Genomic DNA, 14,056 nt, shown 5'->3' on the forward strand with positions numbered 1-14,056 from the left:
CTGCCATGAAGGCCACTGCGGCACCCGCAACATCCCGCACCCCCTGGCGCGTCCGCCTGCGGGCGGTCGGCGGCGGCAACGCCGCCACGGCCGTCGGCGGCTGCATCGTCGCCGTCGCCGTCCTGGTCGCCCTGTTCGCGCCCTGGCTCGCCCCCGCCGACCCGCTCGCCACCGACCCGGCCGCGATCGGTCTCGCCCCGCTCAGCGACGGACACCTCCTCGGCACCGACGAAGTCGGCCGGGACGTGCTCAGCCGGCTCATGCACGGCGCCCGGCTCGCCCTGCTCGTCGCGGTCGTGCCGACCCTGCTCGCCCTGCTGATCGGCGGGCTCCTCGGACTCCTCGCCGGCTATGTCGGCGGCTGGCTCGACAGCGTGCTGATGCGCGTGTTCGACGTGATGTTCTCCTTCCCCGGCATCCTGCTCGCCCTCGGCATCGGCGTCGCCCTCGGCCCCGGGCTCACCTCCATGGTCATCGCCATGGTCGTGGTCACCGTCCCCGAGTTCGGCCGCATCGTCCGCGGCAGCGTGGTGTCCCTGCGCCAGGAGAGCTACGTCGAAGCCGCGGCGGCCCTCGGCTACGGCCACCGCCGGATCGCCCTGCGCCACATCACCCCCAACCTCCTCGGCCCCCTGACCGTCTTCGCCACCCTCCAGACCGGACGCAACGTCATCCTCGGCGCCAGCCTCGCCTTCCTCGGCCTCGGCGCCCAACCGCCCGCCCCCGACTGGGGCCAGATGCTCAGCGGCGGCCGCGCCCTGCTGGTCACCTCGCCCCACGTGGCGACCGTCCCCGGGCTCGTCATCGTCGTCCTGGCCGTGGGGTTCAACATCCTCGGCGACGGCGCACGGGACCGGCTCGACCCCCGCAGCCGCCGGAAGCGGTCCACCGGCAGCGCCAGCCCCGGCATCCTCCGCACCCGGTGGAGCCGATCGTGAACAGTCCAGGAGACGCGCCATGCTGACCTTCACCCTGCGCCGGGCGCTCCAGATGATCCCCGTCGTCCTCGGGGTGACCGTCGCCACCTTCGGGCTCGGCCAGATCATCCCCGGCGACCAGGCGACCGCCCTGCTCGGCCCCACCTCCACCGAGGAGGACCGACAAGCCCTCCGGGCGGACCTCGGCCTCGACGAACCCGCCATCTCCCGCTACTTCACCTACCTCGGCAACCTCCTCGGCGGCGACCTCGGACGCTCCCTCTCCTTCGGCCGGCCCGTGTCGGAGGTGCTCTCCGACCGGCTGCTCAACACCGCCCTGCTCTCCGGCACCGCGATCGTCCTCGCCACCGTCGCCGGCGTGGCGATCGGCACCTGGGCCGCCATGAAGCCCGGCTCCCTGCGGGACCGCGGACTCAACGTCCTCGTCCTCTTCTTCAACTCCGTGCCCTCGTTCTGGTTCGGCCTGGTGCTGATCGTCGTCTTCGCGCTCCAACTGCGGATGCTCCCCGCCACCGGCATGACCTCCATCGGCGGCGACGGGGGAGTCCTCGACGTCGCCGCCCACCTGGTGCTGCCGGTGATCACCCTGGCGGCCTGGTCCCTCGCGGTGATCGCCCGGATGACCCGCTCCGCGGTGCTGGAGGTGATCGGCAACGACTACGTGCGCACCGCCCGCTCCCGCGGCGTCGGCGAGTTCCGCGTCATCACCCGCCACGTCCTGCCCAACGCGATGCCCGCCGTCGTCACCGTCATCGGACTCCAGGCCGGCTTCCTGCTCAGCGGCGCGGTGCTCACCGAGACCGTCTTCTCCTGGCCCGGCCTCGGCCTCGCGCTCCACCAGGCCGTGTCCACCCGGGACATCCCCCTCGTCCAGGGCGGAATCCTGATGATCGCCGTCGCCTTCGTCCTCATCAACTTCCTGGTGGACGTCCTCCAGGCGTACTTCAACCCCAAGATCAAGCTCGCCTAGGAAGAGGCACCGACGTGTCCGTCCTCGAAGTGGAACACCTCCAAGTCGCCTACCGCGACCGCCCCGGCGCCGCCCCGGTGCAGACCGTCAGGGACGTCTCCTTCCGCGTCGCCGAAGGCGGGTCCCTCGGCATCGTCGGAGAGTCCGGCTGCGGCAAGAGCCAGACCGTGCTGGCCGTCCTCGGACTCCTCGGCCACCAGGGCGCCGAAGTCTCCGGCCGCATCCGCTTCGACGGCCGCGACCTCACCGGCCTCGCCCCGAAGCAGCTGCGCGAGGTACGGGGCAGCGGCATCGCCCTGGTCTCCCAAGACGCCCTGTCCGCCCTCAACCCCGCGATGACCGTCGGCCGTCAGATGGCCGAACCCCTGATCCGGTACGACGGGTACAGCCGCCGTGCCGCCGTCGCACGCTGCGCGGAACTCCTCGACCTCGTCGGCATCCCCGGCCCGCGCGAACGCCTGCGCAGCCATCCCCACCAACTCTCCGGCGGCATGCGTCAACGCGTCCTCATCGCCATGGCCGTCAGCCGCGAGCCCCGCCTCCTGATCGCCGACGAACCCACCACCGCCCTGGACGTCACCATCCAGTCCCAGGTCCTCGCACTCATCGACCGACTGCGCCGCGAACTGCGCACGGCACTCGTCCTGATCACCCACGACCTGGGCGTCGTCGCCGGGGTCACCGACCACATCGCCGTCATGTACGGCGGCCGGATCGTGGAGGCCGCACCCACCACCGAACTCTTCGACCGCCCCACCCACCCCTACACCCGTGCCCTGATGGCCGCCGTCCCCCGGATGGACCGTCAGGTCGACCGGCTGCCGGCCATCCCCGGCTTCCCGCCCCACCCCGCGTCCCCGCCGCCCGGCTGCGCCTTCCAGCCGCGGTGCGGCCGGGCGCGCCCCGACTGCGCCGACGCCGTACCCGAACTCGTCGCCCCGCCCGGCGCCCACTCCACGCACGAGGTCCGCTGCCCCTACCCCGCGCCCGCCGCCGGCGAGCCGCACCCCGCAGGAGCACCCGCATGAGCACCGCCGCGACCGCCGAGCCGCCCCCCGCCGTCACCGTCGAGGAGCTGGAGGTCCGCTTCCCCGTCCGCACCGGAGTGCTGCGCCGCACCACCGGCACCGTGCGCGCCGTCGACGGCGTCTCCTTCACGGTCCCCGCCCGCAGCATCGTCGCGATCGTCGGCGAGAGCGGCAGCGGCAAGACCACCACCGGACGTGCCCTGGTCGGCCTCTCCCCGCTCGCCGCGGGCCGTGTCCTCATCGAGGGCCGTCCCCTCGCCGAGCTGCGTGCCGACAAGTCCCTGCCCCGTACGGTCCAGATCGTCCACCAGGACCCGTACGCCAGCCTCAACCCGCGGATGACCATCGGCGCCACGGTCCGCGAGGTCGTCCACGTCCACCGCACCGTCCCCCGGGACAGGACCGCGGCCCGCGCCGTCGAACTGCTCGGCCACGTCGGACTCGCCCCCGAACTCGCCGACCGCCATCCGCACGAACTCTCCGGCGGACAGCGCCAGCGGGCCGCCATCGCCCGCGCCCTCGCCGTCGAACCCCGCATCGTCGTCTGCGACGAGATCGTCTCCGCCCTCGACGTCAGCGTCCAGGGCCAGATCGTCAACCTCCTCAAGGACCTTTGCCGCGACGGCGACCTCAGCTTCCTCTTCATCTCCCACGACATGAGCGTGGTGCGGCACATCTCGGACCACGTCGTCGTCATGTACGGCGGTCGCGTGATGGAGAGCGGCCCGTGCGCCGAGGTGTTCACCGCGCCCCGCCACCCGTACACCCACTCCCTGCTGGCCGCCGTGCCCGTGCCCGACCCCCGGGCGCCCGCGCCCGGCGCGGGGGCCCGCATCCGCACCGAACCGCCCGACCCCGCCGACCCGCCGCCCGGCTGCCGCTTCCAGCGGGCCTGCCCCTTCGCCACCGACCTCTGCCGCACCGAAGCCCCGCCGCCGACCGACGCGGGCGGGAGCACCGTGGCGTGCCACCACCACGCGGCGCCCGAGGTGCGCACCGCACTGACCGGAAGGACCCCGACACCATGACCCGAGCCGACAGCCGCCCCACCCCGCCCGCCCCGGTGTGGACGTCGTACGCCGGCGGGCGCAGGACGCCCGCCGCGGGCACGGCGGTCCCCCTGGTGGATCCCGCGACGGGGGAGACCTGGGGCACCGCGCACCAGGACCCCGCCGCCGTCGACACCGCCGTCGCCGCCGCCCGCACCGCGCTCCTCGCGCCGTCCTGGGGCGGGCTGCCCCAGCACGCCCGCGCCGACCTGCTCCACCGCCTCGGCGACGTGCTCGCCGACCACCGGGACGAACTCGCCGCCCTGGAGACCCTCGCCAACGGCAAGCCGCTGACCGCCACGCGCGCCGAGGTGTCCGCCCTCGCCCGCTGGTACCGCTACTACGCGGGCGTCGCCGAGACCCTGGAGGACCGCGCCCGCACCCTCAGCGCCACGGCGCACGCGGTGGTCCGGCAGGAGCCGCTGGGCGTCGTCGCGGCCCTGACCCCGTTCAACGGCGCGCTCTCCCTCGGGTCCTGGAAGCTCGCCCCCGCCCTCGCCGCCGGCAACACCGTCGTCCTCAAACCCCCGCCGCAGGCCCCCGCGTCCTCCGTCCGCCTCGCCGAACTCGCCCTGGCGGCGGGCCTGCCGCCCGGCGTCGTCAACACGGTCATCGGGGGAGCCGAGGAAGCCCGGTTGCTCACTGACCACCCCGACGTCGCGATGGTCACCTTCACCGGCAGCACCGCCGTCGCCCGGGAGATCGGCGCCCGCGCCGCGGCCGGCATGAAGCGCTACGTCTGCGAGGCCGGCGGCAAGTCCGCGCACCTGGTCTTCGCCGACGCCGACCTCGACGCCGCCGTGACCGCCGCCCGCCAGGGCGCCTTCTCCGCCGCCGGACAGACCTGCGTCGCCGGCTCGCGCATCCTCGTCCAGGCCGAGGTGTACGACGCGTTCCTGGAGCGCTTCGCCGAGGCCGTGGACGCATTGCGGGTGGGCGACCCGGGGGACCCGCGCACCCACGTCGGCCCCCTCGCGTCGGCCGCGGCGCTCGCCCGGGTCGAGGGGTACGTCGACGACGCGGTGCGCGACGGGGCCCGTGCCGTGACCGGCGGCCGCCGGCCCGACGCCGAAGGCGGCTTCTGGTACCTGCCGACGGTCCTCGCCGGCGTACGGGCCGGGATGGCGGTCTGCCGCGAAGAGGTCTTCGGCCCCGTCGCCACGGTCCAGCCCTTCACCACCGAGGAGGAGGCCGTGGCCCTCGCCAACTCGCTGGAGTACGGCCTCGCCGCCGGCCTGTGGACCCGGGACGGGGCCCGCGCCCACCGGCTGGCCGGACGGCTCGACGCCGGCGTCGTCTGGGTCAACACCTACCGACTGCTCCACTGGTCCGTGCCGTTCGGCGGCCACAAGCAGTCCGGCATCGGCCGGGAGAACGGCGTCGAGGCCGTCCACGAATTCCTCCAGACCAAGTCGGTCGTCACCGAGCACGGCACCCCCGTCGACCCCTTCGGCGACTGACCGCCCCACCCATCCACCGAGCTCCGCCCCCCGACCCGTCCGGAGAGGACACCATGGAATTCCTCGTCAACATCCACATCGTCTGGCCCCACGACATGGACCCCGCCCACAAGGACGCCGTCTCCACCGCCGAGCGCCGCCGCGCCGCCGAACTCGCCGAAGCCGGCCACCTCGTCCGCATGTGGCGGGTGCCCGGCCGCACCGAGAACTGGGGGCTGTGGCGCGCGGCCGACGCCACCGAGCTGCACGCGATCATCTCCTCGCTGCCGGTGTGGCCCTGGATGGACGTGACCGTGCACGCCCTGGCCCAACACCCGGTGGACCCGCTGCCCGACGCCTGACGAAAGGAAGTGCGCCCTTCGGGGACGCCGCGCCGACCGGGCCCGAACTCGCCTTGACCCTATAGTCGTTGAGCATCGGGACCGGGAGGGCAAAAGGGGTGCGCATGGCGGAGGTTCACGCGGAGCTGGTCCGTCCGTTGGCCGAGGCGCTGCGGCTGCACGCCGCCCGCGCGGCGAGCGGGACCGCGTTCAGCGCCGGTCAGCACAAGGTGACGTGGGCCGAGTTGGAGCGCCGCACGGCCCGGGTCGCCGGCCATCTGTCCCGGCTGGGGATCCGCCGCGGGGACCGGGTGCTGCTCTGCCTGCCCAGCCGGCTGGAGACGGTGGAGGGCTCCCTCGCCGTCCTGCGGGCCGGCGCCGTCGGGGTGCCACTGGACCCGAAGGCCGCCGACGGCGAACTCGCCCACGTCCTCGCCGACAGCGGCGCCGTGGCGGCCTTCGCCGAGGCGCCGCTCCTCGCCCGGCTCACGCGGGCGGCGAACGGCCGGACCCCGCTGCGGGCCGGCGTGGTCGTGGGCCCCGCGGGTCCGCCGGCCGAGCAGCCGGGCCACCCGGTGCCGTACGAGGAACTCGCCGCGACCGACGCCCCCGAACCGCCGCGCGACGACCTCGGACTCGACGAGCCCGCGTGGATCCTCTACACCTCCGGCACCACCGGCACCCGCAAGGGCGCCGTGACGACCCAGCGGGCCCTGCTGTGGTCCACCGCCGCCGCCTACGCGCCGCTGCTCGGCATGTCCGAACGGGACCGGCTGCTGTGGCCGCTTCCGCTGCACCACGCCTACGCCCAGTCGCTGTGTCTCGTCGCGGTCGTCGCCACCGGCGCGAGCGCCCACCTCCTCGACCGCGGTGTGGACGTCGAACAGGCACTGCGCCGACAGCCGCCGGATGAGCCCTTCACGATGCTGGCCGGCGTCCCGGCCACGTACCACCTGCTGGTCAGTGCGGTGCGTGACGCCCCGCCGCTCCCCGGTGGGCTGCGGGTCTGTCTGACCGGGGGAGCGCCCTGTCCCCCCGAACTCCTGGCCGCGACCGAGGAGTTGCTGGGTGCACCGCTGCTGGACGGCTACGGCTCCACCGAGACCAGCGGCAAGATCACCCTCGCCCTGCCGGGCGCGCCGGGCCCGGACCGGGTGCCGCGGCCGCTGCCCGGCATGGACGTCAAACTCACCCACCCGGTCTCCGGGGACGCCGTCGCCGACGGCGACGAGGGCGAGATCTGGGTGCGCGGCCCCGGCCTGATGACCGGCTACCACGGCCGCCCCGACGCCACGGCGCAGGTCCTGCGGGACGGCTGGTACCGCACCGGCGACCTCGGCCACCGCACCCCGGACCGCGGGCTGCGGGTCACCGGCCGCGCGGTCGACCTGATCATCCGCGGGGGCCAGAACGTCAACCCGGTGGAGGTGGAGCAGGCGTTGCTGTCCTGCCCCGGCGTCGCGGACGCGGCCGTCGTCGGCCGCCGCCACGACGTGCTGGGGGAGGTCCCGGTGGCGTTCGTCGTCCCCGGCCCGCAGGGCGTCGACCTCGCGGAGCTGCGGGCCGAGTGCCGGCGGCGGCTGTCGGCGTTCAAGGTGCCGGACGAGTTCCGCACGAGCGAGCCCCTGCCCCGTACGTCGTCCGGCAAGGTCCGACGGACCGTCCTCGCCGCCCGGCTCGCCGACGCCCTCGCACGAAGCCGTGCGCACACCCGCGACGAACTGCGCGCCCGGCTGCTGGCCTCGTCCGCCCCCGAACGGCGGCGCGCGCTACTGCGGCTCGTCCTCGACGCCATGCCCACGGCCGAGGAGCAAGGGGGCTGCGACCCCGGGCAGACCTTCGCCGACCGGGGGCTCGGCTCCCTCCAGGGCGTACTGCTGCGCGACCGGCTCGTCGCGGCCACCGGTCTCGACCTGCCCCCGACCCTGGTCTTCGACCGGCCGACCCCGGACGCCGTGACCGACTTCGTGTGCGACGCGCTGCTCGGCGCTGCGGGCCCGGCATCCCGCGCCATCCACGGACGCGGGGCCGGTGCGGAGCCCGACGAGCCGGTGGCCGTCGTCGCGATGGCCTGCCGCTTCCCGGGCCCCGTGGACGACGTCCGCACGCCGGAGGAGCTGTGGCGGCTGCTCGCCGACGGCGCCGACGCCACCTCCGGCTTCCCCGCCGACCGGGGCTGGGACCTGGCCGCCCTGTACGACCCCGACCCCGACCGGCCGGGCACTTCGACCACCCGGCGCGGCGGGTTCCTGCGCCGGGCCGCCGACTTCGACGCGGCCTTCTTCGGGATGTCGCCCCGGGAGGCGCGGGCCACCGACCCCCAGCAGCGGCTGCTGCTGGAGACCGCGTGGGAGGTGGTGGAGCGGGCCGGCATCGCCCCCACCGACCTGCGCGGCAGCGACACCGGCGTCTTCGTCGGGGTGATGCACGCCGACTACGCCGGCCGGCTGCTGCACCGTGGCGGCCACGAGCAGGAGGCCCACCTCGCCCTCGGCTCCGCCGGCAGCGTGGCGTCCGGACGCGTCTCCTACACCCTCGGCCTGGAGGGACCCGCGGTGACCGTGGACACCGCCTGCTCCTCGTCGCTGGTCGCGATGGACTGGGCGGCACGGGCGCTGCGCTCGCGGCAGTGCTCCCTCGCGGTGGCCGGCGGCGCCACCGTCATGGCGAGCCCGGCGCCCTTCGTCGCGTTCAGCCGGCTGCGCGGGCTCGCCCCGGACGGCCGATGCAAACCGTTCTCCGCCGCCGCCGACGGCACCGCCTGGGGCGAAGGCGTCGGACTGGTGCTGCTGGAACGGCTGTCCGACGCCCGGCGCAACGGACACCCGGTGCTCGCCGTGCTCCGCGGCTCCGCCGTCAACGGCGACGGGGCGTCCAACGGCCTGACGGCGCCCAGCGGATCCGCCCAGGAACGACTGATCGGCCAGGCCCTGGCCGCCGCCGGACTCACCCCCGCCGACATCGACGCGGTGGAGGCGCACGGCACCGGAACCCCGCTCGGCGACCCCATCGAAGCGCGGGCGCTGCTCGCCGCCTACGGCCCGCAGCGCCCGGCCGCCCGCCCCCTGTGGCTCGGCTCCCTCAAGTCCAACCTGGGCCACACCCAGGCCGCGGCCGGAGTCGCCGGAGTCATCAAGACCGTGCTCGCGATGCGGCACGGCGTACTGCCGCGCACGCTCCACCTCGACGAGCCGTCCCCCGGGGTCGACTGGGCCTCGGGCGCCCTGCGGCCCCTGACCCGGGAGCAGCCGTGGCACCCCGCCCCCGGGCAGCCGCGGCGCGCCGCGGTGTCCGCCTTCGGCATCGGCGGCACCAACGCGCACGTGATCCTGGAGGAGGCCGACGCGGAACCCGTCGCGGTTGCCGACGGCGAGCACGGACCGGCCGCCGCGCAACTGCCGCTCCTGCTGTCCGCCGTCGACGAGGACGCCCTGCGCGCCCAGGCCAGGCGCTCCGCCGCCTTCCTCCGGGAGCGGCCCGAACAGCCCCTCGGTGACGTGGTGTTCACCACTGCCACCACCCGTGCCGCCCTCCGCCACCGGGCGGCGGTTCCCGCCGACGACCGCGCCGCCCTGCTCGACGAACTGGACCGGCTGGCCGCCCGGGCGCCGGTCCCCGCCCCGATCCGTACGGCCCCGCGGCTGGCCCTGCTCTTCACCGGCCAGGGCTCCCTGCGCCCGGGCCTCGGCCGCGAACTGCACGCCGCCCACCCCGTCTTCGCCGACGCCTTCGGCGCGCTGTGCGACCGGTTCGACGCCGTCGGCGCGGGGGACCGGCCGCTGCGCGCGAGCCTGTGGCCCGAGCCGGGCCGCGACACCGACGCCCTCGACCGCACCGACGTCGCCCAGGCCGGCCTGTTCGCCTTCGAGGTCGCCCTGTTCAGGCTGCTCGCCTCCTGGGGAGTGCGGCCCGACGTGCTGGCCGGCCACTCCGTCGGCGAACTGGCCGCAGCCCATGTGTCCGGTGTCCTCACGGAGGACGACGCCGTCGAACTGGTTGCCGCCCGGGGCCGGTTGATGCAGCGCCTGCCGGCCGACGGCGCCATGGTCGTCGTGGACGCCACCGAGGACGAGGTGACGGCGGAACTCGCGCGGACCCCCGCGGCCGCGGGGCCGGTCGCGATCGCCGCGGTGAACGCCCCGCGGGCCGTCGTCGTCTCTGGGGCGGAGCCCGCCGTGGCGGCGGTGGCACTGAACCTCGCGGCTCGCGGCCACCGCACCGAACGCCTGCGCACCCGGCACGCCTTCCACTCCCCGCTGGTCGAACCGGCGCTCGCCGAGTTCGCCGCCACCGCGTCCCGCGTCACCTTCCACGAACCCCGCGTCCCGCTGGTCTCCACCCTCACCGGACGCCCCGCCACCGGGGACGACCTGCGCTCCGCCGACTACTGGGTGCGCCACGCCCGCCAGGCGGTGCGCTTCGCCGACGCCGTACGCCACCTCGCGGACGAGGCAGGTGTGAGCGCGTTCGTCGAGGTCGGTCCCGCGGCCCACCTCACCTCGGCCGCGCTGAGCACCGTCGGGGAGCCCGGGGACCGGGTGTTCACCGCGACGACCCGGCGCGGCCACCCCGAGCCCCGCACCCTGATGACGGCCCTCGCCCGGCTGCACGTGCACGGCCTCCCCGTCGACTGGGCGGCCGTCCGCCAGGGCCAGGCGGGCCCGCCCGCCCGACGGGTCGACCTGCCCACCTACCCCTTCCAACGCCAACGCCACTGGCTGACCGTGCCACCCGCCACGGGCCCCGCCGACCCGACCGCGCACTCCACCAGCCACCACCCGGTGCTGACCGGGACGACGAGCCTCCCGGGCACGGACCGGCTGCTGAGCGCCGGCCGGCTGTCGACCGCCGGACAGCCCTGGCTGCGCGACCACGTCGTGCACGGCCGGGTGCTGGTGCCCGCCACCGCACTCGCCGACCTCGCGCTCACCACCGGCGCCGCCTGCGACCTGACGGAGTTGGAAGAGCTGACCCTGCTCCACCCGCTGCTCCTGCCCGACCCCGAGGGGCACGTCGACGTGCAGGTGGCACTCGGCGCCCCGGACCCGTCCGGCCGCAGGACCGTCGACCTGCACGCACGCCCCGGGGACGAGGGCCCCCTCGGCGCGTGGACCCACCACGCCACCGGCCGCCTCGGCCCTGCGGCCGCCGACCCCGAACGGGCCCTGGGCGACGAGGAGTCCTGGCCGCCGGCGGACGCCGAACCCGTCTACCTGACCGGGGCCTACGAGCGCCTGGCGGCCGCGGGCCACACGTACGGCCCGGCGTTCCGCTGCGTACGGGCGCTGTGGCGACACGGCGACGACCTGCTCGCCGACGTACGCCTGCCCGACGACACCGGGCCCGATGCGCACCGCTACGACCTGCACCCCGCGCTGTTCGACGCCGCACTGCACGCCTCGCTGCTGCTCCCCGCCGAACCGGGAGGGCCGGGCGGCACCGGCCGACTGCCGTTCGTCCTGCGGGGCGTCAGCCGGCACGCCGCGGGAGCCACCGCCGTACGGGTCAGGCTGCGCCCCACCGGGGACCACACCGTCGCGGCGGACCTCAGTGACCCGGCCGGGCGGCCCGTGCTGCGGATGGCGGAGTTGACCACCCGCCCGGTGGGCGACGCCGGAGCGAGCGCGCGGCCCGAACCGCTGTACCGCCCGCGCTGGAAGCCCGTCGACCCGTCCCCCTCGACCCCGCCCGGCTGGGAGGTGGGCCCGCCGGACGACCTCGACCTGGCTACGGGGCTTCCCGGTCCCGGTCCGTCGGGCCCCGGGGCGTCCGCCACCGCTCTCCTCGTCTCCCTGGCTCCGCCCGCCCCCACCACGGACCAGCCGGCCGCCGTCCGGGCCCTGGTCACCCGCGCACTGGAGTTGCTGCGCCACCGACTGCCCGCCCTGACCCCGGGAACGCGTCTGGTCCTGGTGACCCGCGGCGCCACCGGTCGGAACCCGGACCTGTCGGCCGCCGCCGTATGGGGCCTGGCACGCACCGCCCAGTCCGAGTACCCGGGCCGGCTGACCCTCGTCGACATCGACGACCACCCGGATTCCCCGCGCCGGCTGCCGGCCGCCCTCGCGAGCGACGAACCCCAACTCGCCGTCCACGCCGGCAGGGTGCACGTACCGCGGCTGACCCGCCAGGCGCCGGCCGAGCCCCCCTCTGCGGGCGCGTTCCCGGCCGACGGCACGGTGCTGATCACCGGCGGCACGGGGGCACTCGGCGCCCTGCTCGCCGGCCATCTGGCCGAGCACCACGGCGTACGGCGCCTGCTGCTCACCAGCCGCAGCGGCCCCAACGCCCCCGGCGCACGGGAGCTGCGGGAGCGCATCGAGCGGGCCGGTGCCCGGGCCGACGTGGTCGCCTGCGACGCCGCCGACCGCTCCGCACTGGCCCGGCTGATCGACGAGCACGGCGCCGACCTGACGGCCGTGGTGCACACGGCGGGCGTACTCGACGACGGCGTACTGGAGGGCCAGACGCCCGACCGCGTCGCGGCCGTGCTGCGCCCGAAGGCGGACGCGGCCTGGTACCTGCACGAGCTGACGCAGGACCTGCCCCTCGCCCGGTTCGTGCTCTTCTCCTCGGCGGCCGGCCTGCTCGGCAACCCCGGCCAGGGCGGCTACGCCGCCGCGAACTCCTTCCTCGACGCCCTCGCACTGCACCGCACCGCCCGGGGGCTGCCCGCGCTCTCGCTGGCCTGGGGGCCGTGGGCGTCAGCGGAGGCCGGTGGCGGGGGCATGGCCGTCCGCACCGGCAGGACGAGCGACGGCGTGCTCCGGGCCGTCACCGCCGACGAGGGACTGGCGCTGTTCGACACCGCCCTGACGACGGGCGAGCCCGTCCTCGCGCCGCTGCCGCTGGACGCGGCCGCGATGCGGCCGGGCCGCGCCGTCCCGCCGCCCCTGCACGACGTGATCCCACAGCAGGCCACGGCCGGCACCCGCCCGGACACCACCGGCCCGACCTCGGACGAGACGCCCGGCGCCTGGCACGTCCGACTGGCACGACTGCCCGCCGCCGACCGGGCCCCCGCCCTGCTCGACCTGGTCCGGGCGGCGGTCGCCGACGTGCTCGGGCACGGCGGGGCAGCGGCCGTCACACCCGACCGGGCCCTCGGCGAACTCGGCCTCGACTCCCTGGCCGCCGTACAACTCCGCAACCGACTCGGCCTGCTCACCGGCCTCGACCTGCCGCCCACCCTCACCTTCGACCTGCCCACCTGCCGACGCCTGACGGACCATCTCCTGACCCGGCTCGCCGACACACCGCCACCGCAGGGCGGGGCCGCCGTCGAACCGACCCGCCTCGCGGTGCCCCGGTCCCGGCAGACCCTCGCCTCCCTCTACCGTCGCGTGTGTGCGACGGGCGACGCCGTCTCGGCGATGCACCTGCTCGTGACCGCCTCCCTGGCGATCCCCGGCTTCGGCCCCGAGGACGCCGCCGCACACGCCGTCGACCCGCTGCACCTCGCCAAGGGCGACCCGGGCCGACCGCCGCTGGTGTGCTTCCCCGGCTTCTCCCCGACCCTCGGCAGGCCCTGGTACGCCGCGCTCGCCCGCCACTTCGAGGACGAACGGGACGCCCTGGAAGTGCGGCACCCGGGGATCGCGTCCGGCGACGCGGCCCCGCGCGACTGGTCGACCCTGGTGGACCTGCACGCGGCCACCCTGCGCGAACGGCTGGACGGGCGCCGCCCCGTCCTCGTCGGCTGGTCCATGGGCGGCTGCCCGGCCCACGCGGTCGCCGCCCGGCTCGCGGACACCGGCACGCCGCCCGCCGGCCTGGTCCTCCTCGACAGCTACCACGTGACCCCCGACCGGGAGGACGAGCCGTGGCTGCTCGCCCTACCCGCCCGGATGGCCCTCGCGATGGGGACCGAGTTCGACACCGCGGTGGACGACATGGCCCTGACCGCGTTCGGCTCCTACGTCCGGATGCTCCGCGGCTGGCGCCCCGAACCCCTCGGGGTCCCGACCCTGTTGGTCCGCGCCGCCGAACGCCCGTCGGATGCGGACACCGGCCGTACGGGGCGGGCGCCCTGGCCCGGCCTGTACGACACCGCGGAGGTCCCGGGCGACCACTGGACCATCGTCGACGACCACGCCGCGACCACCGCCCGAGCCGTCTGGACCTGGGCCGACGGCCTCCCGGAGCGCACCTCCTAATGCTGTTGTCAAGCGGCGACTGTGACAGGGAGTTCACGTGGGAAGCGCTGTCCGTCACGGATGAGGGCCCACAGGACGTTGACCCGTCGTCGGGCCAGGGCGAGGACGGCCTGGGTGTGCCGCTTGCCCTCAGCG

The 14,056-nt window shown here is 75.8% G+C and carries 7 protein-coding genes and 1 pseudogene; 7 read left to right on the forward strand and 1 reads right to left on the reverse strand.

Annotated features, from left to right (window positions below; genetic code table 11):
- Positions 1–5 precede the first annotated feature (5 nt).
- The 7 genes from ABT092_RS18580 to ABT092_RS18610 all read left to right on the forward strand — a co-directional run bounded on the left by ABT092_RS18580 (position 6) and on the right by ABT092_RS18610 (position 13,921).
- Positions 6–938, forward strand: coding sequence for an ABC transporter permease (locus ABT092_RS18580; RefSeq protein ID WP_351245102.1), 933 nt, complete (start codon positions 6–8; stop codon positions 936–938).
- A gap of 19 nt (positions 939–957) precedes the next feature.
- On the forward strand, positions 958–1,908 hold the full coding sequence (locus tag ABT092_RS18585) for an ABC transporter permease (protein WP_351245104.1): 951 nt from the start codon (positions 958–960) through the stop codon (positions 1,906–1,908).
- A 14-nt stretch (positions 1,909–1,922) separates the two neighbouring features.
- Complete coding sequence (locus ABT092_RS18590; protein ID WP_351245106.1) at positions 1,923–2,936, forward strand: ABC transporter ATP-binding protein; 1,014 nt, start codon at positions 1,923–1,925, stop codon at positions 2,934–2,936.
- Positions 2,933–3,964, forward strand: a complete 1,032-nt coding sequence (locus ABT092_RS18595) for an oligopeptide/dipeptide ABC transporter ATP-binding protein (protein ID WP_351245108.1) — start codon at positions 2,933–2,935, stop codon at positions 3,962–3,964. Before ABT092_RS18590 ends, ABT092_RS18595 begins: the two co-directional genes overlap by 4 nt.
- Entirely contained in the window at positions 3,961–5,445 is a 1,485-nt protein-coding gene (locus ABT092_RS18600; protein WP_351245110.1) for an aldehyde dehydrogenase family protein, read from the forward strand. The genes ABT092_RS18595 and ABT092_RS18600 overlap by 4 nt, the downstream gene beginning before the upstream one ends.
- A gap of 53 nt (positions 5,446–5,498) precedes the next feature.
- Positions 5,499–5,786, forward strand: a complete 288-nt coding sequence (locus ABT092_RS18605) for a muconolactone Delta-isomerase (RefSeq protein ID WP_351245112.1) — start codon at positions 5,499–5,501, stop codon at positions 5,784–5,786.
- 104 nt (positions 5,787–5,890) lie between these two features.
- On the forward strand, positions 5,891–13,921 hold the full coding sequence (locus tag ABT092_RS18610) for a type I polyketide synthase (RefSeq protein WP_351245114.1): 8,031 nt from the start codon (positions 5,891–5,893) through the stop codon (positions 13,919–13,921).
- Positions 13,922–13,929: 8 nt separating this feature from the next.
- On the opposite strand, the pseudogene ABT092_RS18615 reads toward ABT092_RS18610, so the two are convergent.
- Positions 13,930–14,056: pseudogene (locus tag ABT092_RS18615) on the reverse strand (IS110 family transposase); the annotation flags it as partial.

Origin of the sequence: Streptomyces sp. NPDC002490 (genome assembly GCF_040296045.1) — a bacterium.
In the GTDB taxonomy this organism is placed as follows: Bacteria; Actinomycetota; Actinomycetes; order Streptomycetales; family Streptomycetaceae; genus Streptomyces.